The organism is Bacillus kalamii (assembly GCF_047238185.1).
Taxonomy (GTDB): domain Bacteria; phylum Bacillota; class Bacilli; order Bacillales; family DSM-1321; genus Bacillus_AD.
Genome location: NZ_JBDFMI010000001.1, coordinates 1585372 through 1608243, shown reverse-complemented (window position 1 = coordinate 1608243; position 22872 = coordinate 1585372). Strand labels below are relative to the sequence as shown.

Sequence of the window (22872 nt, the reverse complement as noted above, 5' to 3'; positions counted from 1 at the left end):
CGTTGATGAGTATTATACATGTCCGGATCCTCTTTTGCGGGAGGAAATAAAGAAAGATATTCTATTGATAACAGAAGCTTTGAATGTATTGCCCCTCTAAAAGCTGAATTATTAGAATTTTAAGGATAATGCAACATCGGATTCACTCGCGATTGCAGCATTTTACCGGCATTCTCTGTTATGTGTCCCTCTTCTGGCGAGTAAGATAGGAAAAACCTCCTGATAAGAGGAGGTTCACGGTTATATGTACATATTAACTTATTGTTTTTTTCCATATATACGCGCCTTCAGAGTTTGGTGTAATCCAGCCATGCCCAATCATTCTATTTAGCTGCCGAATGTTTTTAACATGAAGATTTGACCAGTCATATTCCTCTTTCCGTATGTTTCCTTCCGAATAGAAACAGTCCAGCAACCCGACCATATAGTCCATTTTATCTTCCATTATGGCAATATGGACTGGTACCTGGGCCATTAAGGATTCTTCCTTCAATCGAATGTCTAAAAGAGTGATTCCGTTTTTTTGCACAGCAATATGCATTCTTATGTCACCATGATGCATAATCCCCGGTTGATAAACCGGTATTTTACGATTCCCGATATTCATTGTTCCATAAACATCCGAATGCATTTCGAATTGGCACGTTTCCCATTGAAGAGGCTGAGTATTTTTCCGATTTCTGATTTTAACGTATCTGTACCAAAAATAAAACATCATGAACATAATTAAAAAGGCTGCATCGATTGCCAATATGTGTCACTCCCTCAGACGTAATAAAAGAGCATCCTATAATACTTTATTGCCTGACTCCGCTTTATTCTAACTATACATGAAGGAAATATTGTTTGGAAGATAATAAGGAAGAATACAAGTATATCCTTATATGGAAGAGCTAACTGGTTGTGTTATCTATGTTTATCCAATAGAGTGCTTTCTATTGCTGTCAATTCCTCAACTATTCTGTACTGGCTTCGATATAAATGTACAATGCTGCCTACGTTGTCCCTTATCAAAATCTGAGTAGTATTGTGCACCCTGTATATTTCATAGATACGATCGAACTCAAGATCTCTATATCTGTTGGAGCCTGATTGGCGTTCTTCCTCCATTTTTTTGAACGGTGGCTCAATCACATATATCAATTGGCGGACGCGCGGCCGTATATCAAGCACTCTATATTTTTTCCGCTCCCCTGACAGGTTTCTTAAAGAAATAATCATAGTCGCCCCCTTCCGGCAGATTTGCCGGATGCCTTCATTCTGACGGCAAACTTTCTTGCTTCATTATATATAAAGATCGGCTGCGAGACCATATTAAAAGCAAAAACTATGTGCGTCCTCTGTAAAAAAAGAGCATTCCTTCCGGAAATGCTCTTCTAAGGTTGTTGCTGCTCTTCCTCTACTAATAGATCAGAGGAAGTTTTCCAAGCAATCAAACCACTTAAAAACAATGATAGACATCCAACCAAAATTTCATTTATAAATGATAGTCCACAACGACCGCATAAAAACATAATAAAAAATGTGATGCCTACAATCCAAATAAGGTAGGCAGCATTGCGCAGAAGTGTTTTCATAATGATACCCCTTTTATATAAGTATTTCTCCCTACTACTATTTTAATATATCTTTTCTATACGGGGAAATAATACGCTCTCATACCTTTTATTTTCTGATTTTTCAATAAATGCACAACCATCCAAGGGGAATAAACAGTAAATCATAGATATACCCCCCCCTATTTTACAGAATCTTTACAAAAATGAAACACTCCCTTTGCAACAGAGTGCGATAATGAGCTGAATGTAAACAGAAGTTCATAACAAGTGATTGAGAGGTACGTTTTTATGGATATAGTAAAAGCCATTATTATGGGAATCGTTGAGGGCCTTACCGAATTCCTGCCGATTTCATCAACCGGCCATATGATTTTGGTGGGGCACATCATTCATTTTGAAGGAAAATCAGCTTCTGTTTTTGAAGTGGTTATCCAACTCGGGTCAATGCTGGCCATTGCCTTTCTTTACTGGAAACGTTACGTATCGTTATTGAATCCGGCAACGTTAAAAAAGGACAACAAGCGATTCAATATCATTCACGTTTTCCTAGGCATTCTTCCAGCTGGATTAGTCGGAGTCGTATTCCATGATTTCATTAAAACACTTTTTTCACCCGCCTATGTATTGACTTTTCTCATTCTTGGAGCCTTTTTAATGATTTATGCAGACAAGAAAAACAAGATAATTACAGCGGAAACCATTGATCAGCTCACATACATGCAATCATTTAAAATTGGACTATTCCAGATATTCGCGGTTCTACCTGGCTTCTCAAGAGCCGGATCGACCATTTCAGGCGGCCTCCTTGTCGGAGCCAATCCGAAAACAGCTGCGGAGTTTTCTTTTTTAATCGCATTGCCTGTCATGATCGGTGCAACCGGTTTAGATCTCTTAAAAAATATCGATATTATTACCGGTGGAAACATACCTGTTTTCATCGTTGGTTTCATAACTGCTTTTATCGTAGCGATGCTAGCAGTAGTATCCTTCCTTAAATTATTGGAAAGAGTAAGCTTGAGCGCTTTTGCTTATTACAGAATACTATTGGCCGTTTTATTTGCTCTTTTTATCCTGTAATATCAAAAAGAGAGTGATCGGTTTAAATGACGATCACTCTTACTGAGTATAATTCAATGCCGTACATGAACAACCTTGCAAATAAACTCCCATTCTTATACTCTTGACTCTCCCTTAAAACATGCCCTTTTATCCTCCCATTTTTTCGTCTAACATGTAATCCCCATTCAGCCATAGATTTATTCCCTCATTTAATGCGTTGCTGTGTCTTACATATAAAGAATGTGAAACTTTATTCAGTATAAAACGTACTTAACATATCCTATGTAAAAAAATGGAGTTGATTTGATGGACACTTTACGGTCGATTGCTACACTAGGTGCAGGAATATGTATAATTTATTTAGGTTATTTAATTGGGGTAAAAAAGATGTTAACGTTACTCATCGGTTATAGTGATAAGCATTTCTATGGCGATAAGAATAAGTATACTACGAGAACGGGATTGACCGTAATCATATTAGGAATAATCGTTATCTCCATTCCTTTATCCCTTCTGATTTTCGGTGGAGCCGCTTTACAGTTTTATAAATACATAATTGGTATATATATCATTATGATGATAGTTATTTCTAATTATTGGCGATTCCGATTTTAGACCAATAAAAAACCTATTTGCCATGCTTTTTAGCTTCACGACGTAAATGAGCTCAGGAAGGCTTGTTTGATGCTATGCCTTTTCCATTAGGTGTTCTTCTTCACGGTTTGTTCATCAACTCTGTGCATATCCAGCCAATTAGAAATATCCTCCATTACTTCATCCTTATTTAGCTCATTCAATATTTCATGGCGCCCATTCGGATATAATGTATACTTCAAATCTTCCATTCCATGTTTCTCATATTGCCGCACCAACTTAGATACACTTTTTCCATATTTGCCTACCGGATCCTGACTGCCCGATATAATAAGTAAAGGAAGGGCATTAGATACCTTGTTCACATTTTTCGGTTCCGCAATTTGTTGGATTAATGTTAAGAATTGAACATAAAAACTGGGTGGAAATACATGTGCACAATATGGATCGGATATATAATCATCAACAATTCTCTGATCTCTCGATAGCCAATCGTACGAGGTCCGTTTTTCAAAACGGGCATTATACCCAAAGAAAATGAGCTTTTCGAGAAAAGTCGATCGTTTGTCGCCATTCCATTTTTTCAATACGGAAGCCATAAATGCGCCTGCTTTTGCATCCGGCCTTTTTCCACCGCTTCCTACCAGGACAGCCCCGTCGATCCGATTGCCATAAAGTTGTATAAATCGTTGCGCTATAAAGGAGCCCATGCTATGGGCAATGAGGAACACCGGTTTTTTCGGATATTCTTTTTGGACATTCTCTATGAGTATACATATATCTTCCATTATATGTTGAAAACCATGTTCATCCAAAAATCCGATCTTTTCTATGCTATCAGCAGTTTTCCCATGACCACGAAGATCTGCTGCAAACACCGTGTGGCCTCTCTGGTTTAGACATTCAGCCAAAGAAGAATACCTCTTGGAATGTTCGTTCATTCCATGCATAATAACAATGACAGATTTTGGATGTTCAGAGCCCCATTTTCTCACAAAAATCTGTTTTCCTTTTGCTCCTGCCATATAAAACGAGTCAGCCATTTCCATACTCCTCTCCTTCGTTGCTTCTTTTACTATAACAAAAGAAATGAGCAAGCGTAATAAACAAAGCTGTAGCGTACCCTTATCTATCCAAAACCTTGATTACTCAAGATGGTAAAATGATAGGGGAAAACCATTATTTCTGCTGCGAAGTAAAGGATGCAGATGTCACATTCCCTTCTAGCAGGCACTGAAAGCGAGCGTCTTCCAAAAGTATTGTTGCGCCAATGGACGTTGGGAGACATTATTACATCGATTGCTCAAATAGGTTTATTCATCAATCAATTGCATGAAGACCAAGGAATCAATTGGGCTTTTCCAAAAGGCTCGCCTGCATCCGCGCCAAGTAAGCTTCCAGGGACATTCACACTGACACCCCTAAAACCGAGTTCTACAGATCAGTAGATTCTGAATAAAACCCTGGCTGATTGCGGTTGAATGCCATCTTTCTGAAAGTAATCAATAATAACCCCATTCCAATGAAGGAAATGCCTCCTATGTAAACAGACATGATCGCCGGCGCACAATATGCCCCAATAATGATCGATGACCTTGCGATTAATTCGGCTCCATTGAAGCCTAATCCGGCAAAAGCGGAGTATGAACCTCTTTTATCAGGCGGCATCATATTGGCTTTTTCTGCTTCCGCAATTGGAGAATACATCAATTCACCGATTGCGGCGACAGCATTGACCAGAATAAGCAACACTAAATGGTTGGCTGTAGCGGCAACTGCGTATCCAACAGAGTATAGAATCAGGCCCAAACGTAAAACGTTCAGCCTATTAAAACGATTCATCACTTTCGTAATGAAAAACGCCAATAATACAACAATCACCATATTCTCAATATTGAGCAAGCTAAGCATCCTTACCCCGTTCAGATCAAAACCGTCTACATGAATAGTTTTAAAATGAGCTTTTAGTCTAACAGCTATATAACTGTTCAAAGAAAACTCAGCTGAATAGATGCACATGCTGCCTAAGACAGCCGCAACAAAGGTTTTATCTCTAAGTGCTGCTTGATAATTTGACCATACATCAAACAGAAACAGTCTGTGGTGCCTGCCCGCGGTATTCACCAATGAAGGTTGAAGCCAAATTCTATATGCAATTGGCAAACAGCATGCTATCCCGCTCAAGCAAATGAATAACCCCAACTGGTGCCTAGAATAAAACAGACCTCCCAATGCTGTCCCGATTGCCATTGATAGATTCGTAAGCCAATACTCAACTGCATAGATTTCCTTCCTGTTTGAAAATGTGGTCGAATCAATAATGATTGCATTCATCGAGGGCCTGCCGATACCGCTTGCTACGATATACACCACATATGCAAAAGCAAATAATCCCACCCATTGATGAACAGGAAATAAACTGACCGTCATCATTAGAAACATAGCTGCGCTAATTGACGAAGAAACCAGCAACACATTTTTTCTTGTGTATCTATCTGATAGATATCCGCCTACTATTGAACCCGCAATAGCAGCAAACACCGTAAGAGCCAAAAACGTCCCTGCCCAAACCTCCCCTTTTTGCCCAGTGAAATATAGGGCCATAAATGGAAGAATAGCGCTTGTCAATGAACGGTTAAAAAAGGACGTAATTAACCGGACACGTATATTCTGTGGATAGTTAGCCCAATTCATCTTGTCTCCTCCTTTCTATGACGTTATAGTAAAGGAGACAAACAATGATAAAAATACCCACTTTTATCAAATATGTCCACTTTTATTAGGAGGAGAGACTGTGGACCACTCACTTTTAAAGCTATGGCAAGCTAGAAAAGAAGATTCAGTAAGTATGGAAAATCTATCAAACATACTGGAATTAAGCCAGAAACAAACCAAAAGAAAGCTGATAAAATGGGCTGGCGAAGGATGGCTGGAGTATGTTCCCGGAAAAGGGCGCGGCCACAAATCGCAGATTCATTGGAAACGCAACGTTGAAGAAGAGTATGTCAATAAGGCCTTTATTCTAATAGAACAGAATGAATTAGCCCAGGTAAGCAAATTCATACGTTATCATTGGTCCGAGGAGGCAAAACAGCGTTTAATGGCAGCACTTCATACAGCATTCGGTTTCAGGAGCCTGGATAAAGATACCTTGATTATCCCCCATCACTATTCAGTGCTTAACACACATCCTCTGAAAGCTTCAGACGTTTTGAGCGCCAGCATTGCCAGCAACGTGTTCAGCAGATTAGCCACACTGAAGGAAGATGGATCCTTCATGCCAGATTTGGCTCATAACTGGGACATCACATCTACTTCCCTAACATTTTACATAAGGAAGGATGTCCGTTTCCATGATGGAACGATATTAAGGGCTGAAGATATTGTTGAATCACTACTGGCAATGAAGCAAGATGCACATTTCGAAGACTTATGGAAACCCATTCAGCATGTATATACACCCGCACCATTGATCGTAAAATTGGATTTCCCGGATGGTTGTCCATACGCCCTTCAGCTAGTATGCTCGGTTGCTGCTGGCATTTATAAGGAATCGAAAGGAAAATGGATAGGGACAGGAAGTTTCTATCTTGTTGAACATACAGAGCAAAAAACAGCTCTCACCGCATTCACTTCCCATTTTGGCCATAGGCCATTACTTGATGCTGTGGAATACATAAAGGTACCAAAGGATTTTTCTATTTTGTATCAAGGCTCCAACGAACAAGAGCCTGCCGATATAACAGAAATCGAGAGCGATTCAGGATTTGGATTGGTCATCATGAATCCATACCGGCATTCTGCTACCTCGCAAAAAGAAGTACGGGATTATATCCACGGCATCATCGCTGAACACAGGGAAGAGATACCTGATATCCATAAAAGGGCGAGAATCAATCACGAAGGTTGCTTAATGGGACGATCGATAAAAAAAACACCTCCAACAAGGCGAAATAAGCTGATTATTGATGAGCCCATCCTAATCGCATACACTCATTATTTTTCAACCTTAACATACTGGCTTCGAGATATTCTACAAAGGAACGGACTGTCGGTCACCTTGAAAAGAATCCCTTTTGAACAGATGGCGAACGATCCGGATCCTTTGCATGGCGCCGACTTGTTTATCCATGGCGAAGTTTTAGAACCAAATCACTCTTTTTCCTTTTTTTATTTTCTGAAGAACCGTTACTCACCCTTGTATCCATTGGTCTGCCGGGAGCCTGTTTTAGCCGATTATACCAATCGCTATTCAACAATACCATTTACAGATTGGATGCACCTGCACTTGGATATTGAGCAATACTTGCACGATCAATCGCTTTGTATTCCGCTATATTACGAAAAACGGCAAATACCCTTTTCTATGAATATCCGTGACGTTCAAACAAATTACTTCGGATATGCTGATTTAACCAAACTATGGATCAAGCCCTACTGAATACACCGGGGATAAAAATAAAATTATTATGGACATACGGAATGATTTATTTGAAAATATCCATGCAGAAAGGTATGTTAGAAAGGAGGAGGTATGACAACTTGGACCAAAACTTACTAAGATCATACACGTTTTTCACCCTATCCATTCTATTATTTTTTGTTATTTTTCTCTTTCCAATAGCGCCAACCATAGCCCGATATCTTGTCATTGTCATGGCTATTTGTCCAATCGGCGGTTTTTATTATGGCATTAAAAGCGATAAAGGCACCTATAAATATGTAGCCATTCTTTTTAATGTACTTGCTTTCTTTGCTGTTACTTTCTTCGGGATACTGCTAACTGTCTTTGTCAATCTGAACGGGTAAGGTATAATGAATACATACAAACGAAATGATACTGAAGGTGACTGAATATGCAGGCTGAATCATCAAATGAACCAATTAAATATGATATCGAAAAAATATATGATTATAATGAATATCCAGATAAGGTATCCGGCCGCTGTGATAATTGCGGTGAAGCCAATTTTAAAAGTTCTGTGCATAACTATGTATATGTCAGGGAATGCCGTAAATGCGGGATGAAAAAATCGATATAAAGAAAGAGCAAAAGCGTGTATGGCATATACACGCTTTTGCTAGTCTTCATCATTCTTTGGCAGCCTTTCAACCAACCCGGCATAGAATAGGGAGCCAACGAGTGAAATCCACATATGCGGCCAGTCCTTTAAAACACCATGCATGAATACTAAATATAACTCACTGAACAAAAATGCAGTAAAAAGCGCACGGATCAATCCTGCATTTATCATGGCTTGCACCCCGATTCACCATTCTTCATCCATTTAAGATACCAATAAGTACTTTTTACAAAAGGAACCATACCCGTTAATTATCAAAATTTGCTTTTATAAATTCTTGTTCTTCCTCTGCCGATAACACTCCTGTTGCTTTTCCAATATTGCCGTCCTGCAACTTCCAAATATAATTATGGTCTTTATCAGCGCTAGAAAAATCCCCGGATTTCCATTTTTCGATAATCCGTTCCAGCTGTTCTTTATGGGGCAGACTCGTTTTAGTATTGGCCAATATATTCGCAATTTCGTTTATATTGGCTTCATTCATCTGTAAAGCACCCCATTTAGTGTTAGCTTCAACTTTTTGATGGGACATCTTATGCATGGCTTCAACAATTCTTTCTTCACTTGACTCTTCATTCATTTGTTCGAAGGATGTTTGTGAACGGTCATTTTCTTTTTGCAGACGTTTTGCCGTTTCCTTGCTAACGGACGAGAAATCAATGCCTTTTTTTGAAGTAGCAGAATCTGATTGATCGATATAATGAATGGCAAAGTATACTCCAATGCCAAGAGCAATCGCAAAACAAACTATAATGAGCGTCAACACCCGTTTTTTCTTTTTCATCCATCCCCCACCTATCTTCTGTTCGATACTCATTGTCCAATCTAGTATATCTAATATTACCACAAATGAGTTTTTTTGTATTTTACTAATCATATAACGCTTATTTGACAGTATTTCCATACAACATATACAAAGGAATTTTCTGAAAGAACTATTATTATTTGTTTTAAGGATAATTCATTTAAAATAAATAACATCCAAGTAGACTTGAAAAGGAACCGACATGAAAACCACTAAATATGTATTATTTGTCCTGTATATCTTTTTTATTTCCTTTATTTTAAATCAACAAGATAGCAATAAAATGGAACCCATCATCCAAAAATTTCTTGAATATAGCCAATATGATTCTGAATTCATCAAAAATCTTACATACACAAGGAAAAATAAGCAAAAATTTTTGGAGTTGACATTAAATATTGAATTGACCAAGGCATTCCATTCATTAAGCGATGAACAAAAATACTGGATAATACGAAACGGGTACAGAAGGCTGCACTTGAAATTCAATACGATCGGCTCATTGAATATCCGATACAAAATAAATGCCTATGATGATGAAAACCGCTATCTTTACTCCTATCGTAATGAAGAGAATCTATATGTAAATAATGCTGTCATTGATTCTTCTATTCTCTCGCCTAATTATGTGAATCAATTGGAAACGATTGCTAAACAAAAAGTGTCTACTGGATATTCAAAGCAAGAAGTATTCGATTATTTTGTTAGAATCCATTCAGTTATCACAGTAAACGGGTTCTATTCCAACCCATCCAAAGATAAAGCAGTTATTCTGAATGCTGTCAAAAAACACTTTCAGCTTAGTGAAGAAGAAATAATAACCGTACTAAAGGAGCTTTACTGGCTTTAATAACCGTATTTATCGAAAAAAGGCGCTTATCCGCTCTTCTATTCCATCTTTTAACTAACATTATGGTACGATTATAATAGAAAGAGAAAGGATGGTTGCTTCTATGTCTATTTCATTAATTATTTCTGTATTTTTAGGAATTGTTTACGGAACGTTTCGGACAATCCAACTATCAGACAGCCCCAAAAAGAAAAAAAGGCATCCCTATTTAGAAAGTATAATCATTACACTCGTTGCTTATCTAATTGTAAGCACTTTGCTTCCAACAAAATAATAAAGGAAAACGACCGAATGGCACATTGTTTTCGGGTCGTTTTCCTTTTTGCTTAGTTTAGCCGTTTACATTTGAATCATGACCTTTTCCAAATGGCCAAAATAGGAATTTAAACCTGTATTTTAATAGCCGGAAAAATTATACTCGTTTACATAACGTGATAGTTGGCAATAGATATACATATTCATTACACGTAAAAAAACTCCTTAGAAAGGTGGTGCCAAAATGGAATTAATTGAGTGTACTTTATTTATCAGAGAATTGAACCGCTTGGTCATTGACTTTTATCATTGCCAAGATCAAGATATCAAGCAAGCTATTCAAAGTGATATCGGTCTTCTTTCGGAAGCTTTGGCAACCGGCATCAATATGAAAAAGACATGATGCATGCTCCCCCGAACTGATAAGCAGATGGAATCCCTTTTATTGATCGCACTAGGTCTTATAGATTTCCGTCTGCTAGTTTTTCACCAAATCATTAGCAGGCCTATACAAATAGCCGTATAGCCAAATAATAAGACGAAATGCTTTATCCACTTATTCGGCAGCACTTTACTTATTAAGATAAAACCTTCCAATTCCATAAGGTCCTGTACTCCCTACTTTCCCAAAATCACGTCTATGTTGATTCCTTTTTTGCGCAAGCATTGAAGTGTTTATAAGTACCCCCAGCATAACAGCATAATTTTCCTATTATCGATCCCAATTCATCACCTTCAAAAGTTCCGATTTATGGAAACACAAAAACTCTTATTGTAGCATTATATAACACTCGATAGCAAACCAACACAAAATTCCCAATAAATAAGATGCCGTACCGCTGCTGCATCAATTAGCGAATGATTATAAAGTGGCTGACATCATTCAGTTGTCCCATCCATACCCACAAACTCTTGCCAAGGAATGGATTGCTTCTCATCCTGGACTGATTACTTCCGGGAAAGAATATCCATTCGCTGTTATCGAAAAAGGGAGCGGTATACTGGCTGGCACGATTGCGTTGAGAATTCATGAAACACAGAAAAAAGGTGATTTGGGATATTGGATTGGTTCCCGCTTTGGGGGGAGGGGCTATGCTGCTGATGCAGTGAATCAATTGTTAACGATAGGCTTTGAATCCCTGACGCTACATAAAATAGAGGCAATTGCCCTTTCAAAAAATAAAGCTACAATTGCTGTCCTGAAAAAGGCGGGATTGGCATGGGAAGCCCACTTGAAGGACCATTTGTTTATCAATCAAACGTATGAAGATGCAGAATGCTACTGTATGTCACAATCTTCCTATATTTAAAAACAAAAAAACAGCCGTCCCCACGGTTGAAGTAAAGGATGGCTGCTTTTTTGATAACTAGTATCACTTTTAATATATCCGTTTTCCACAAAAATAAACCATTTCCAGAAAAAAATTAAAAAATGATTTGCTTTTCTTTCTTTATACTGGCAATCTTGTACTATAACGTCAAAGATTGAGCAGGTGAAAAGTAATGATCGAAATAAAAACATCAACACTTAGCAACGGGGAATTAAATAGAGGTGTCTTCGCTAAGCGCGACATCAAGAAAGGCGAATTGTTGCACGAAGCACCGGTTCTTCCCTATCCAAATGAAGAACACGTCCACATAGAAAAAACGCTGCTCGCCGATTACGCATTTGAATATGGCATTAACCATTCTGCTATCCTTTTAGGATATGGCATGCTGTTTAATCATTCGTACGAGCCAAACGCAACTTATGAAATCAATTTTGACCAACACACTTTTAATTTTTTTGCCTATCGCGATATTAAGCAAGGTGAAGAAATACTCATTAACTATAATGGTGAAGTCGATAATCAGGATCCCTTATGGTTTAATGAAGAGGAAAAATAATTCTTTCCTCTGAGATAAACCGCCATCTGCCCTTTTTTATGTTGACCGTCCTTCTTGATTTGACTTCAGCACAAAGAGGCTATGCGCTACACAGGGACTAACCTTGATAAATCGGTTTTTTGATTTTCAAAAAGAGCGGATAATAGCGTGAACACGGCAGATGGCGAGTTTGGTAACCTCTTCCAGCTCAAAATTCTATACTTTCTTAACTCTAAAAAAGGAAAGCGATACGTACCGCTTTCCTTTTTTACAAATGCAAGTCCCTCATTCAATGTTGTTGGCTATTCTTTCCTCGCAGCTTTTGGATCAGCCAAATGACTGCCCATATACATATAATAAAAATGGCCAGTTTTAACACTAATGAAACCAGTCCAGCTAAAACATGAGTGACTGCGCCGATAATACTGAGCACGATCAATAAGATGACTAAACCGATGGCAATCTTAATCCAGTTATTCATTCCATACCCCTCCTGATCATTTCTGTAATGGTACTTCTTTATTACCCATTTATAAAACGAAATACTCCCTTTCCATAAAGAACCATAGATAAAGGCTCGCCCTTCATTTGAGCTAAAAAGAGCAATTCCTATAGGAAATGCTCTTTTTAGTCTGTCCGGCTGCTTACCGACTCCCTTTCGACTATGGAAACGGGCAGTATATATTCCTCTTTGACATGCTCGCCCTTAGCTTTCCTGTGGATTAACGTAACCGCAGTTTCAGCTTTCAGAAAAATATTTTGGTCGACAGTCGTCAGCTCCGGATTGCTATATTTACTAAATTGTATATTATCATATCCCATGATAGAAATATTATCAGGCACTTGGAAGCCTTGTTTCATAAAACCTTTCATCAAACCGATGGCCATGATATCGGATGTGCAGAATACAGCGTGATAGCTCCGTCCCGACGAAATGATCCTGCTGGCTAATCGTATGCCTTCTTCATAACTGTAAGCCACTTCCGATAAGTAAATGTCTTCATTACTAAACGGCAAATGATATGCTTCCATTGCGTGTTTATACCCAGCGATCCGTTTATCGATAAAATTGCCCATTTCTGTTTCGCAGCCCACAAATGCAATTTTCTTATGGCCTTTTAATATTAAATATTCGATGCTATCATAAGCACCCTTTTGGTCATCTGACGTGATCGTTGTAAAAGAACTATGGTACTGGTATTCATCGACAATGACGACAGGCACTTTCAATTCCTTTAATTTTAACGATAAATGGACTGGCAGTTTTCCTACTACAATTACTCCCAGAAAAGCCGTTGACGAAAAGATTTCTTCATATAGATTAAAATCATTTGAATTATAGACACGGACGCTAAGGTCTATTTCTTGGACCGCATGCTCAACAGAAGAAATGAATTCCTGATAAAAGGGATTTTCTTTTTGTATGGAATAGCGGTAATCCCGTTCCATTTCCATGAAAAGGGCAATCATATTGCGCCTTGGCTCGATTATTTGATTCAGCATGCTGCTGGGGATATATCCCCATTCTCCAATCGTCTTTAACAGTTTGTGTTTTAGTTCAGATGGGACCTTACCTACTTTGTTTTGAATGAAAGAATCCATGAATTCCTGATAAAAAGGCAGGGTTTCTTTCATTTCTGAAGAATCATTCCTGGCTATTGGCTTGGAGGTGTTTTTAGCCAATGCTCTTGCAGTAGTACTCGGAACATACCCTAATTCATCAATGGCTTTCAACACACGCTGTCTCGTTTCCTCCGATACCTTGTCCACACCATTCAGAACATAAGATACTGTTGCTTTAGATACATTGGCTCTTTGCGCGACATCTTTTATTGTGATTTTCCTTGTGTTCACTTTCACTCCTCCAAGATAAAGACTGCTCATTCTTATTATTGTCGTTTAAATATCTTGATTTGTAAATAGAAAATGAGCAAGGTTGCCCTTGCTCATTTCGTTGGCGTTATGCTTGGTTACATAATTTCTTTAATATAATTCTTAAGTGTATCGGATTTACCGCCGAAAATTGCTTGGACACCACCTGAGATTTCTAGAACCCCTGCTGCTCCCAGCTTTTTCAATTCATTTTTATCTACCACTTTTGCATCCTTCACTTCTACACGAAGGCGGGTAATACAAGCATCGATATTTTCGATGTTTTCACTGCCTCCCAGCGCTGCCAATACAAGAGGAGCAATTTCCCGAAGTTCATCATTTCCTGATTTTGCTTTTTTAGGCGCAGCGTCAGCAGATGTTTGGCCTGTTTTTTCCTGATAATCTGCTTTTGTGAATAGTTTTGTTTCTTCTTCATCTTCCTCGCGTCCTGGTGTTTTCAAGTTGAATTTGGTAATCAAGAACTTGAATAGGAAGAAGTAAATAAAGAAGTAAATCACTCCGACTAGGATGATGTAATACCAATGTGTCGGAACGCCGGCTCCCGCTGGGAGAAGGCCGAATAATGTAAAGTCGATTAACCCTCCTGAGAATGTCATACCGACGAAGACATTCAGGATATCCATCAGCATGAATGATAACCCTGCCAATAGTGCGTGTACTACATACAGCCATGGTGCAACGAATAGGAATGTAAATTCAATCGGTTCAGTAATACCTGTAATGGCCGCAGTCCCTGCAGCTGAGAACAATAATGAACCAACAAGTTTTTTCTTGCTTGGTTTTGCTGTTTTAAACATGGCAAGTGCAGCACCTGCAAGACCGAAGATCATGAACGGGAATTTACCTGCCATGAAACGAGTTGTTCCATTTACAATTTCGTTCATTGTAGATGAAGATGCCCCTACAAGGTCCTTCATCGATCCCAATTGCGCAAAATAAGCTGTATTTGCACCATCGATAACAGTCGGAACACCATCGATGATTACATTCGCTTGAACAAATGAGGAGAACCAGAATGGAGTATAGAACACATGGTGAAGACCGAATGGAATTAAGGAACGTTCAATCAATCCGTATAAGAATGTTCCTGCAGCGCCTGATGAGTTAACTACATCGGCAAGAGCGGCTATTCCATCCTGGACAATCGGCCAGACAAACGCAAGGATTGCACCGACAACTGCCATTACTAAAGCAGTAATGATCGGAACGAAACGAGATCCTGCAAAAAATGAAAACATTGGGTTAAAACTAATATTATAATAACGGTTGTGCAATACGGATGTGACAAGACCTGTGATGATACCTCCGAACACAGACATATTCAATGTAAAAATACCGACAGTCGTTGTAACATATGTACCATATTCACCCACATTATCAGGAGTGATATGGCCTAATCGAGTGTATCCCAAACCAAGGATTGTGGAAATAACCTGATGCATAATAAAGAAACCGAAAACTGCAGCAAGACCTGCTGTCCCCTTATCTTCTTTTGCTAAACCAACCGCTACCCCAACAGCGAATAACAGCGGTAGATTACCAAACACAATATCCCCGACATTTTTCATGACAGTCAAGATGCCATTCACAGCTTCAATGTTTACGAATGAAATCAACGGGTTATAAATAGCGGGTGCGTTTTCTAAACTGGCGATACCTAATAGTGCTCCACCTACGCCCAGTAAGATACCGGCAATCGGCAACGCAGCGATTGGAAGCATGATTGCTTTACCAATACGTTGTAAATACTTAAACATATTCATTTCTTCCTTTCCATCCAATTAGTTAACAAGTTAACCTGGTTTAGTTAAGCGGTTAACCTGCTTTTGATAATATATCACACTTAACTAGAAAGCGGTTTCATATTATTTGTCTATTTTGTGACATTTTATAATAAAATCCGCATAAATTAATTATTAATATCTTGACAAAACATATATGTTTTTATACAAAAAACGCAGCCCTTAAAAATGGACTGCGTTTCTTTTTTCCTATCGTACCATTATGCAGGTATTCCCGAATAAAAATGGACACCATATACCTGACAATAGTCATTAATCAATTGCTCCAGCAATTCCTTTTCGCGGATTGACGGGTTGGCACTCTCCTGCTGTTCGAATGCCGACACACATAGATGGAAAGAATGAATTCCATTTTCCGCCATCGTTTTCACGATGCGGAAAGGCCCGGAAATGTGGTTATTATAATATCGCTTGGCATCCTCCATGCATAAGCCGATACTATTATCCGCAGTAAACATATATACCTTTTTGATAGCAAATGTTCTGAAAAGAAACGATATCACTTGCTCATCTGTATAGTGGCCTTTTATAAAAATCACTTGTTTGTTTATTTCTTCTCTCACACTTGATGAGAGGTCGTTTAAAACGATCACTTGTTTTCCATCTTCCAACAATTTCCCGATCAATCGATCAGCATCTTGGCTAGTTCCGCCGATGATTAAATGCATTCCTCCCACACTCCTTCTTAATTCATCATTCAGCCATATTCTCTTTATGATCAGCTGCTAATATAGTTAGTATAATGGCAAAATGTGAATTAATTAGAAAATTAGAAAGACAATTCTCTAAACCGCCAACTTTCGAAATAAAAGCAGAAAGATAGTCATTCCTCCCCTTGTAACTGGATGGAAGCTAAAGCAAAAAACGCCTGGATTTTCCTTGAAGAAGGGCGCAACTATGAGTGACCAATACCCGCCAGGCAAACATATTATCATTCTTAAAAAAGAGCAATAAAAAACAGCCCATCTACTGGACTGTTTCCATTTGTACAATCTATAAGCCGCCTTTGCCGTACACTCAGTAAGAAAGTTTTAAACCACCACTTCACAAAGTGGGTGTTCGCAAAATCGTTCCTGCACGTCCTCCTTGTCATATAGACAGAGGCATATCATTTCCGATTTTATAATAAAACTCCCTATTCTAGCTTAAAGGTTAAAACTTAATTATTACATACGCACAACGCAGCTTATATTAGTATAATACTACTTCTGCCTTGTTTAATCAATGGATATGATGCCTCAATTTTTTCCACCTGTCACTCTATTTCTACATGCCATTTTTAAAGTTCATCTCTTATTATGAATTTGGAACATAGTTATTGTTGAATATACTTCCATCAAAATCAGGACAATCTCTGTGCAGGTATATTCAGTTGACTTTCGTGGTACAGCACATAAAACAAACATGGACCTTTATTATATTGCATGGTCTCACAAGCAACATATCCTGCCGAAAAGAAATATTGAAACAATTCTCTTGTCTGCTTGCGCCATTGCTTGGCCAATTCTATATTTTCTTTCTTCAATTTTTGAAAGTTCGCTGGTATTGGCACCAAGATCGGTTCACATCGGTCTACAGATGCCTGAAATTGTAGGAAATCATATGTTTTCAAAAAAGGCAAACCATCCGTATTTTCCCCTATTTGAATAAGGTCCGGATCAGCTTTGGACGTATATAGGTATTCTGCTCCAATATGCCGGTGGTCGGGCAACCATTCCACAATAAAACGGTCACTTTCCAAACCATGATTCAAAATCCCTCCCAAATCACCGTAACAATCTTTCACATATGTTCGGCTAAACGCTTTTAATGTGGATATATTTAATCGGGCATTTACGCTTTCCAACGGATCGTACGTCCAAGTGATCAGTGTATACCCTTTTTTAGATGCTTCTTCTTTTTGAGCCCATTTCAACCGTTTCCCGAACCCCTTGCCTCGGTATTCAGGGTGAATCCCTAATAAATGGGAACAAAGATACACTTGTCCATTTTTAAATCCTGTAAAGCTGTATTGAAACCCTGCTAAAATACCATCGGCATATAAACCAAGTACCATGCCGCCATTTTTTACTGCCGTCAGCATTTGTTGTAATGGCGTTGACCCATTTCCCCAAATTAATTCTTCCAATCGTTGGACTGACTTCAGTTCCTCGATTGTGCCCAGTTGGGCAATGCGAATTACATGCTCCATCTAGTATCCCCTCTCGATGCTACTGAACCGCCTCGCCTTTTTGCTTCCAGAAAATCCAATAGAGCAAACTTGCTGAAGGTAGCTATTCGCTAACCAATGCGCAAATTTGCTCTAAAAAAAATACAGTAGATTATGTTGTTTTTATCTTCATGGCATATGAGGTGACTAAGTTCAAAATGATTATAGCAAGCACAGATACAATTAGACAACTAGTAAATCCTGATGAAAGCCCATTGCCGCTGGCTAAACCTGCCGCATAACCGCTCATTCTTGTAGGGAGCCATTGCAGCGGGACAGTAAACCAGCCTCCCAGAACAGATAAAGCTCCAATCACAACGACAGATATCATGGATATGGTTCCATTATGATTAAATAATGCACTGCATGTCAGAACAAACGCTACTACAAGGAGGATATAAATCAAATATAACCCTAATCCTGTTAATGCACTCTCCCAATTGATCGATGAAAAAAGGACAACCGTATAATACGCACCAGCTATAAATCCAGACGAAATTGAAAACACCATAAGCAATCCATAAGCCGCAAACTTGCTGAGAACAATTTGCATCATCCTTACCGGTCTTGTATAGAGGAAAACCATCGCACCACTTCTTCTCTCATCTGAAATAGCGCCCATCGTTACTACTACGCATAATAGGATACCGATTGTATTATATTGTGACAAAATAGACGAAATGATTTCTCCGGTAGTAGGAACCGGCATTTTAAACACAGTCCCTTCAGGCATGCTTCCTGAAAGCTTCATAATATCATCCATATAATACATACTTAATGGCTGCATGACGGATAATAAAATCAGGACAATCGGTACCCAAATCCACTTATTGCTTCTCCAAAGAGATCTTACTTCTTTAAAGAAGAGTATTGAGAATTGATTCATTTCCCCATCACCTCCATAAATACATCTTCCAGGCTTTGATTATTTTGATTGAATGAGACAATATCGACACCTTGATCGAAGCACCAGCGCAAAAAGTCCTCTTTCGTATACTCTTGCTTCAATTTTACTTCAAAACGATTTCCATTGAATCTCTTGACTTGCTGAGTGATATTGCTTGAAGAAAGAATAGACATGCTGTCATTTCTCGTTTCCACTGACAGCACACCTGCCGATTGCTTCAATATCTGCTTCAACGGATCTTTCGCTATTAATTTCCCTTTTTTCATTAATAGTACGTCATCGCTAATTTCCTCGGCATCATGCAGAACATGCGTGGAATATATGATTGTCGTTGTTTTTTTTAATGTCGATAATATATTCATGCACTCTCTGCGTCCAATCGGATCCAAGGCTGATACTGGTTCATCGAGAAGCAGGATTTCCGGTTTATGCAGGACAGCTTGGGCAATGCCAAGCCTTTGTTTCATCCCACCTGAAAATCCGATAATTTTTTCATTTGCTGCATCGCTTATACCAGTCAATAAAAGCACCTCATCAATTCTATTTTGAAGATGACGAGAATGGATGCCTGATATTTTTCCGGCAAACAATAAAAATTCATATGCTGTCATTTCCTCAAAAAAATGCGGAACCTGCGGAAGATAGCCAATCCTTTTTTTCCAGTCTTTTTCTTTATGCAGAGATATGGTCCCTTCAGTTGGTTCAACAATACCGGCAATCATATTTAAAAATGTCGTTTTTCCTGCTCCATTGCTCCCAATCAATGCAAAACACCGGCCATGCTCCAGTTCAGTTGATATATGGTTCACAGCATGATAGCCTTTAAAGGTTTTTGTGAGATTATTCACAAATATAGTCATTTGTATTCTCTCCCTCTCCCTAAAATGAAGTATAGAATCGGCCCAATCACATTAACGAAGAGTACAATCAATACCCAGATCCATTTAGGCCCTCTTGTAGCCGGTTGTTTCCAGATGCTGACCAATGCAGTAATCATGAGGACAAATTGAAGAATGATTACAGGTAATAGAACTTGTACTAGTTGAGCTTTATCCATTTAAACCCTCTCCTTTTTTCTTCTTTTCTTGATATACAATAGAAATAGTGCATATAGGATCATTCCCTGAGGAACATTTGTTAGGCCAATCAATCCCCACAGCCAGGCATTATGCCCTCTTTTTCTGGCAGAGATGAAAATACAGGAGCTTTGGATTAATAGAGCGAATGAAATGATTAATATCAATGCTATTTTGGCCCAAAAAGACATTTCCTCCCAACTCATAAAATCTTTTCCCCTTTCTGGGATTTTGCACGCCCTGCAAATATATATATGAGCACTCCGATGAAGACTGCCAATTGGATGAATAGGAATACTGCCAATGCTTGGGTCAGCAAAACCATTAAAAGGAAAATAATAACACAGGCAGTCAAAATGAAGTAAATGAATTCTTTTTTCATTTGAGCTTTATGGGCGTCTATTTTCTTATCCAACATGAGCAGCATTGTCCTGCTGTCAGGGGTATGGATATCCATCTTTTCATCGAATTCCTTCATTGCTCTTGCGACGCGTTCTTCCGTTTCCTTCACCAAACTCATCCATCTCCTTTCTAATGCACATAATGGCTTTATGGACACGCGATTTAACCGTTCCTTCTTTCATTTGGAGCATTTCACCTATTTCGCTATAATTGAAGCCATAATAATGTTTTAATAATAACGGTATCCGAATGGATGGCTCCAAAGCTTGTATGCTTTCCATAATGTCGTTATATTCCAAGTTGGATTGTTGAAGCTGCCATTGAAAAACGCTTCGTTTTTCCCGCTTTTCTTTATGCAAGTACACCTTTTCTCTTTTTTCTTTTCTCAAACGGTCCAGATATATACGCGTTGCTATTGTCATCATCCAGCTGGTCCATTTTGAGCGCCCATCATAGCGTTCCATAGCCATAAAGCCTTTAAGCAATGTATCCTGCAATATATCTTCTGCTATATGCGGGTCGAAGGTCATTTTTAAAATATATTTATATAAGAAGGAATAATGCAACCTGAACAAATCAGCAAATGCTTCTTCATCTCTTGCCTTCGCCCTTTCGATCAATTGCTGCTCATCTTGCAGTCGGCCATCCAATCTTCCTCCTCCTTTCTCCCTTTACATGTATAGTACGTCTATCTTGGGCAAATCGTTCATTTTTACTTATTCTTTTTTTGAGTGTAGTTTTTTCCAATGATGCAAAAAAAGGTTCAAAAGGTTGTCTATCGACGAGCCTTTTGAACCTTTTATGCCACATTTGCCTTTAGTTAATTAACGCCTCTCATCGCCTTCTGCAATTTAGGAGATAAGATATACAGAATGACGGCCAATAGGATTGAGAATCCGCCTATGACCCCGAAATATAAAATTTCCGTTTCCGGCTTGAACAATTTAACGATATTCGCATTGATTGCCTGTGCAGAAGCATTCGTCAAGAACCACAAACTCATTGTCTGGGCTGAAAATGCCGCTGGCGCCAGCTTTGTTGTCGCAGCTAGTCCAACTGGTGATAAACAAAGTTCCCCGATAACAACCAAGAAGAAACTTAACACTAGCCACCAAGGGTTCGCTAATTCATCTGTGCCATTCATAATGCCAGGAATCATCATGACAAGGAATGACAAACCTGCAAATAGCAAACCAATCGAGAATTTTTTGCTCGTAGAAGGCTGTCTATCACCCATTTTCATCCAAAGCCAAGCAAACACAGGCGCAAATCCTACAATGAAAAGAGGATTCAAAGATTGGAACCAGGAAGATTCAATATGGATTCCGGCCCAATTCAACTCAGTGCGTTTATCTGCATATTGGGCCAAAATGATGGACCCCTGTTCCTGGATGGCCCAAAACATCATAGCACCGATGAACAACGGTATGTATGCCAATAATCTGGAGCGTTCATCCGCATTCGTTTTTGGGCTTCTGTACATAAAGAAGAAATAAGCAGCAGGAATGATAATGGCAAGGATACTTACCGCAGTGATAAACCTATTAATGGTCAACCATCCTTCGCTTGCAAGGAACCAGCATAGCAGAACGATGACCACTGTGCTAATGCCAATCGTGCTGAACACTTTCTTTCTTTCTCCCGGCATCAACGGGTTTGGTACATGTGTTCCAGCCAGACCGAGCGCTTTTTTCTTAGTGATGGCAAACACAATCAAACCAAGAAGCATACCAATAGCTGCGAGACTGAAACCAAGATGGTAATTGTACTTTTGTCCGAGTGTTCCGACAATTAACGGAGAAATGAAAGCACCTAAGTTGATTCCCATATAGAAAATACTGAAACCGGAATCACGGCGTGTATCAGTGTCACTATAAATATCCCCGACGATATTCGATACATTCGGTTTCAATAGTCCGGTACCCATAATAATCAAAAACATCGAAGCGAATAGGCCGACCTGTGCAAATGGCATTGCCAAACAGATGTGGCCAAGCATGATCAGGACGCCGCCTGTAAAAACGGTTTTGATGGAACCGAGCAAACGGTCGGCGATCCATCCTCCTATTATGCCTGACATATAGACAAGGGAACCGTAAATGGCCATGATGGACATTGCGGTCGTCTCATCCATGCCGAGACCGCCTTTTTTAACTTCACTGTACATGTAATATAATAGAATCGCTCTCATGCCATAGTATGAGAAACGCTCCCAAAATTCAGTGAAAAATAATGTGAATAAACCTTTAGGATGTCCAAAAAAACCTTTTTGAGGGACACTTTGAACAATCCTGTCTTTTTCTTCTTGTGTCAAAAAAGACCCCTCCTTTTTATACCTAAATAATAATAACTTAAAAATCAAATTATAGCAAAAGTTTTATTTTTGAATATTTTCAAAAATTTTACAGTATTTTTCTGAATATTTTCAATAATTAATGGTTGAAAAGAATATTTAGGCATATATGTTTAAATTATTATCGATTGGAAATAACTTTATTAAAATAATATACA

General features: G+C 38.7%; 30 protein-coding genes and 1 other RNA gene. 11 read left to right on the top strand and 20 right to left on the bottom strand.

Annotated features, from left to right (window positions below):
* Positions 1-253: 253 nt before the first annotated feature.
* The 3 genes from ABC357_RS08125 to ABC357_RS08115 form a co-directional block, all read right to left on the bottom strand.
* Complete coding sequence (locus ABC357_RS08125; RefSeq protein ID WP_412887015.1) at positions 254-751, bottom strand: hypothetical protein; 498 nt, start codon at positions 749-751, stop codon at positions 254-256.
* 155 nt (positions 752-906) lie between these two features.
* Positions 907-1221 (bottom strand): hypothetical protein, encoded by a 315-nt coding sequence (locus ABC357_RS08120; RefSeq protein ID WP_412887014.1) that lies wholly within the window; start codon positions 1219-1221, stop codon positions 907-909.
* Between the two features lie 155 nt (positions 1222-1376).
* Positions 1377-1577, bottom strand: coding sequence for a hypothetical protein (locus tag ABC357_RS08115; protein ID WP_412887013.1), 201 nt, complete (start codon positions 1575-1577; stop codon positions 1377-1379).
* A 270-nt stretch (positions 1578-1847) separates the two neighbouring features.
* Here ABC357_RS08115 and ABC357_RS08110 point away from each other — a divergent pair, with 270 nt between their 5' ends.
* Both ABC357_RS08110 and ABC357_RS08105 read left to right on the top strand, forming a co-directional pair.
* A complete protein-coding gene (locus ABC357_RS08110; protein ID WP_412887012.1) occupies positions 1848-2636 on the top strand; it encodes an undecaprenyl-diphosphate phosphatase in 789 nt (262 codons plus the stop codon).
* Between the two features lie 288 nt (positions 2637-2924).
* Positions 2925-3233, top strand: coding sequence for a DUF3784 domain-containing protein (locus ABC357_RS08105; RefSeq protein ID WP_412887011.1), 309 nt, complete (start codon positions 2925-2927; stop codon positions 3231-3233).
* Between the two features lie 86 nt (positions 3234-3319).
* On the opposite strand, the gene ABC357_RS08100 is transcribed toward ABC357_RS08105, so the two are convergent.
* Entirely contained in the window at positions 3320-4255 is a 936-nt protein-coding gene (locus ABC357_RS08100) for an alpha/beta hydrolase (RefSeq protein WP_412887010.1), read from the bottom strand.
* 159 nt (positions 4256-4414) lie between these two features.
* Between ABC357_RS08100 and ABC357_RS08095 the strand changes: the two genes are divergently transcribed.
* Entirely contained in the window at positions 4415-4660 is a 246-nt protein-coding gene (locus ABC357_RS08095) for a hypothetical protein (protein WP_412887009.1), read from the top strand.
* Here the strand turns inward: ABC357_RS08095 and ABC357_RS08090 are convergent.
* A complete protein-coding gene (locus ABC357_RS08090) occupies positions 4647-5906 on the bottom strand; it encodes an MDR family MFS transporter (protein WP_412887008.1) in 1260 nt (419 codons plus the stop codon). The two genes, ABC357_RS08095 and ABC357_RS08090, sit on opposite strands and share 14 nt — an antisense overlap.
* A gap of 100 nt (positions 5907-6006) precedes the next feature.
* On the opposite strand from ABC357_RS08090, the gene ABC357_RS08085 reads away from it, so the two are divergent.
* The 3 genes from ABC357_RS08085 to ABC357_RS08075 all read left to right on the top strand — a co-directional run bounded on the left by ABC357_RS08085 (position 6007) and on the right by ABC357_RS08075 (position 8254).
* The gene (locus ABC357_RS08085) at positions 6007-7653 is read left to right on the top strand and encodes an ABC transporter substrate-binding protein (RefSeq protein ID WP_412887007.1); all 1647 of its coding nucleotides are present in this window, start codon (positions 6007-6009) and stop codon (positions 7651-7653) included.
* Between the two features lie 101 nt (positions 7654-7754).
* Positions 7755-8021 carry a hypothetical protein gene (locus ABC357_RS08080; protein ID WP_412887006.1) on the top strand — a complete coding sequence of 89 codons (267 nt, stop codon included), beginning with the start codon at positions 7755-7757 and terminating at the stop codon, positions 8019-8021.
* 47 nt (positions 8022-8068) lie between these two features.
* Positions 8069-8254: a DUF8096 family protein gene (locus ABC357_RS08075; RefSeq protein ID WP_412887005.1), complete on the top strand. Its 186-nt coding sequence runs from the start codon at positions 8069-8071 to the stop codon at positions 8252-8254.
* A gap of 39 nt (positions 8255-8293) precedes the next feature.
* On the opposite strand, the gene ABC357_RS08070 is transcribed toward ABC357_RS08075, so the two are convergent.
* Positions 8294-8467: a hypothetical protein gene (locus ABC357_RS08070; protein ID WP_412887004.1), complete on the bottom strand. Its 174-nt coding sequence runs from the start codon at positions 8465-8467 to the stop codon at positions 8294-8296.
* 76 nt (positions 8468-8543) lie between these two features.
* Positions 8544-9080 (bottom strand): DUF6241 domain-containing protein, encoded by a 537-nt coding sequence (locus ABC357_RS08065; RefSeq protein WP_412887003.1) that lies wholly within the window; start codon positions 9078-9080, stop codon positions 8544-8546.
* A gap of 223 nt (positions 9081-9303) precedes the next feature.
* Between ABC357_RS08065 and ABC357_RS08060 the strand changes: the two genes are divergently transcribed.
* From ABC357_RS08060 to ABC357_RS08040, 5 genes are all read left to right on the top strand, one after another.
* Positions 9304-9951: a hypothetical protein gene (locus ABC357_RS08060; RefSeq protein WP_412887002.1), complete on the top strand. Its 648-nt coding sequence runs from the start codon at positions 9304-9306 to the stop codon at positions 9949-9951.
* Positions 9952-10054: 103 nt separating this feature from the next.
* Complete coding sequence (locus ABC357_RS08055; RefSeq protein ID WP_412887001.1) at positions 10055-10225, top strand: hypothetical protein; 171 nt, start codon at positions 10055-10057, stop codon at positions 10223-10225.
* Between the two features lie 225 nt (positions 10226-10450).
* A complete protein-coding gene (locus ABC357_RS08050) occupies positions 10451-10609 on the top strand; it encodes a hypothetical protein (protein WP_412887000.1) in 159 nt (52 codons plus the stop codon).
* Positions 10610-11045: 436 nt separating this feature from the next.
* Positions 11046-11516 (top strand): GNAT family N-acetyltransferase, encoded by a 471-nt coding sequence (locus ABC357_RS08045; protein WP_412888614.1) that lies wholly within the window; start codon positions 11046-11048, stop codon positions 11514-11516.
* Between the two features lie 193 nt (positions 11517-11709).
* Complete coding sequence (locus ABC357_RS08040) at positions 11710-12093, top strand: SET domain-containing protein (protein WP_412886999.1); 384 nt, start codon at positions 11710-11712, stop codon at positions 12091-12093.
* 268 nt (positions 12094-12361) lie between these two features.
* On the opposite strand, the gene ABC357_RS08035 is transcribed toward ABC357_RS08040, so the two are convergent.
* From ABC357_RS08035 to ABC357_RS07975, 13 genes are all read right to left on the bottom strand, one after another.
* Positions 12362-12553 (bottom strand): hypothetical protein, encoded by a 192-nt coding sequence (locus ABC357_RS08035; RefSeq protein ID WP_412886998.1) that lies wholly within the window; start codon positions 12551-12553, stop codon positions 12362-12364.
* 146 nt (positions 12554-12699) lie between these two features.
* Positions 12700-13926, bottom strand: coding sequence for a LacI family DNA-binding transcriptional regulator (locus ABC357_RS08030; RefSeq protein WP_412886997.1), 1227 nt, complete (start codon positions 13924-13926; stop codon positions 12700-12702).
* A gap of 116 nt (positions 13927-14042) precedes the next feature.
* On the bottom strand, positions 14043-15722 hold the full coding sequence (locus tag ABC357_RS08025; protein ID WP_412886996.1) for a PTS transporter subunit EIIC: 1680 nt from the start codon (positions 15720-15722) through the stop codon (positions 14043-14045).
* A 245-nt stretch (positions 15723-15967) separates the two neighbouring features.
* The gene (locus tag ABC357_RS08020) at positions 15968-16435 is read right to left on the bottom strand and encodes an NAD-dependent epimerase/dehydratase family protein (protein WP_412886995.1); all 468 of its coding nucleotides are present in this window, start codon (positions 16433-16435) and stop codon (positions 15968-15970) included.
* A 325-nt stretch (positions 16436-16760) separates the two neighbouring features.
* Positions 16761-16958: non-coding RNA, 6S RNA (gene ssrS, locus ABC357_RS08015), on the bottom strand.
* A 151-nt stretch (positions 16959-17109) separates the two neighbouring features.
* Entirely contained in the window at positions 17110-17958 is an 849-nt protein-coding gene (locus ABC357_RS08010) for a GNAT family N-acetyltransferase (RefSeq protein ID WP_412886994.1), read from the bottom strand.
* A gap of 130 nt (positions 17959-18088) precedes the next feature.
* Entirely contained in the window at positions 18089-18862 is a 774-nt protein-coding gene (locus ABC357_RS08005; RefSeq protein WP_412886993.1) for an ABC transporter permease, read from the bottom strand.
* Positions 18859-19743 carry an ABC transporter ATP-binding protein gene (locus tag ABC357_RS08000; RefSeq protein WP_412886992.1) on the bottom strand — a complete coding sequence of 295 codons (885 nt, stop codon included), beginning with the start codon at positions 19741-19743 and terminating at the stop codon, positions 18859-18861. Before ABC357_RS08000 ends, ABC357_RS08005 begins: the two co-directional genes overlap by 4 nt.
* The gene (locus ABC357_RS07995; RefSeq protein WP_412886991.1) at positions 19740-19940 is read right to left on the bottom strand and encodes a PLD nuclease N-terminal domain-containing protein; all 201 of its coding nucleotides are present in this window, start codon (positions 19938-19940) and stop codon (positions 19740-19742) included. The genes ABC357_RS08000 and ABC357_RS07995 overlap by 4 nt, the downstream gene beginning before the upstream one ends.
* Positions 19941-20165, bottom strand: a complete 225-nt coding sequence (locus ABC357_RS07990; RefSeq protein ID WP_412886990.1) for a transcriptional regulator — start codon at positions 20163-20165, stop codon at positions 19941-19943. It lies immediately after the preceding gene.
* Positions 20162-20470 (bottom strand): DUF5345 family protein, encoded by a 309-nt coding sequence (locus ABC357_RS07985; RefSeq protein ID WP_412886989.1) that lies wholly within the window; start codon positions 20468-20470, stop codon positions 20162-20164. Before ABC357_RS07985 ends, ABC357_RS07990 begins: the two co-directional genes overlap by 4 nt.
* A complete protein-coding gene (gene sigY / locus ABC357_RS07980; RefSeq protein ID WP_412886988.1) occupies positions 20421-21011 on the bottom strand; it encodes an RNA polymerase sigma factor SigY in 591 nt (196 codons plus the stop codon). The genes ABC357_RS07985 and sigY overlap by 50 nt, the downstream gene beginning before the upstream one ends.
* A 170-nt stretch (positions 21012-21181) precedes the next feature.
* Positions 21182-22675, bottom strand: coding sequence for a peptide MFS transporter (locus tag ABC357_RS07975; RefSeq protein ID WP_412886987.1), 1494 nt, complete (start codon positions 22673-22675; stop codon positions 21182-21184).
* Positions 22676-22872 lie beyond the last annotated feature (197 nt).

What these genes read in the sequence shown, in the direction of transcription:
- ABC357_RS08120 (WP_412887014.1), bottom strand. Translation starts at nt 1,221, where the DNA reads ATGATTATTTCTTTAAGAAACCTGTCAGGGGAGCGGAAAAAATATAGA.
- ABC357_RS08115 (WP_412887013.1), bottom strand. Translation starts at nt 1,577, where the DNA reads ATGAAAACACTTCTGCGCAATGCTGCCTACCTTATTTGGATTGTAGGC.
- ABC357_RS08110 (WP_412887012.1), top strand. Translation starts at nt 1,848, where the DNA reads ATGGATATAGTAAAAGCCATTATTATGGGAATCGTTGAGGGCCTTACC.
- ABC357_RS08105 (WP_412887011.1), top strand. Translation starts at nt 2,925, where the DNA reads ATGGACACTTTACGGTCGATTGCTACACTAGGTGCAGGAATATGTATA.
- ABC357_RS08100 (WP_412887010.1), bottom strand. Translation starts at nt 4,255, where the DNA reads ATGGCTGACTCGTTTTATATGGCAGGAGCAAAAGGAAAACAGATTTTT.
- ABC357_RS08095 (WP_412887009.1), top strand. Translation starts at nt 4,415, where the DNA reads ATGCAGATGTCACATTCCCTTCTAGCAGGCACTGAAAGCGAGCGTCTT.
- ABC357_RS08090 (WP_412887008.1), bottom strand. Translation starts at nt 5,906, where the DNA reads ATGAATTGGGCTAACTATCCACAGAATATACGTGTCCGGTTAATTACG.
- ABC357_RS08075 (WP_412887005.1), top strand. Translation starts at nt 8,069, where the DNA reads ATGCAGGCTGAATCATCAAATGAACCAATTAAATATGATATCGAAAAA.
- ABC357_RS08070 (WP_412887004.1), bottom strand. Translation starts at nt 8,467, where the DNA reads ATGATAAATGCAGGATTGATCCGTGCGCTTTTTACTGCATTTTTGTTC.
- ABC357_RS08065 (WP_412887003.1), bottom strand. Translation starts at nt 9,080, where the DNA reads ATGAAAAAGAAAAAACGGGTGTTGACGCTCATTATAGTTTGTTTTGCG.
- ABC357_RS08060 (WP_412887002.1), top strand. Translation starts at nt 9,304, where the DNA reads ATGAAAACCACTAAATATGTATTATTTGTCCTGTATATCTTTTTTATT.
- ABC357_RS08055 (WP_412887001.1), top strand. Translation starts at nt 10,055, where the DNA reads ATGTCTATTTCATTAATTATTTCTGTATTTTTAGGAATTGTTTACGGA.
- ABC357_RS08050 (WP_412887000.1), top strand. Translation starts at nt 10,451, where the DNA reads ATGGAATTAATTGAGTGTACTTTATTTATCAGAGAATTGAACCGCTTG.
- ABC357_RS08040 (WP_412886999.1), top strand. Translation starts at nt 11,710, where the DNA reads ATGATCGAAATAAAAACATCAACACTTAGCAACGGGGAATTAAATAGA.
- ABC357_RS08035 (WP_412886998.1), bottom strand. Translation starts at nt 12,553, where the DNA reads ATGAATAACTGGATTAAGATTGCCATCGGTTTAGTCATCTTATTGATC.
- ABC357_RS08025 (WP_412886996.1), bottom strand. Translation starts at nt 15,722, where the DNA reads ATGTTTAAGTATTTACAACGTATTGGTAAAGCAATCATGCTTCCAATC.
- ABC357_RS08020 (WP_412886995.1), bottom strand. Translation starts at nt 16,435, where the DNA reads ATGCATTTAATCATCGGCGGAACTAGCCAAGATGCTGATCGATTGATC.
- ABC357_RS08010 (WP_412886994.1), bottom strand. Translation starts at nt 17,958, where the DNA reads ATGGAGCATGTAATTCGCATTGCCCAACTGGGCACAATCGAGGAACTG.
- ABC357_RS08005 (WP_412886993.1), bottom strand. Translation starts at nt 18,862, where the DNA reads ATGAATCAATTCTCAATACTCTTCTTTAAAGAAGTAAGATCTCTTTGG.
- ABC357_RS08000 (WP_412886992.1), bottom strand. Translation starts at nt 19,743, where the DNA reads ATGACTATATTTGTGAATAATCTCACAAAAACCTTTAAAGGCTATCAT.
- ABC357_RS07995 (WP_412886991.1), bottom strand. Translation starts at nt 19,940, where the DNA reads ATGGATAAAGCTCAACTAGTACAAGTTCTATTACCTGTAATCATTCTT.
- ABC357_RS07990 (WP_412886990.1), bottom strand. Translation starts at nt 20,165, where the DNA reads ATGAGTTGGGAGGAAATGTCTTTTTGGGCCAAAATAGCATTGATATTA.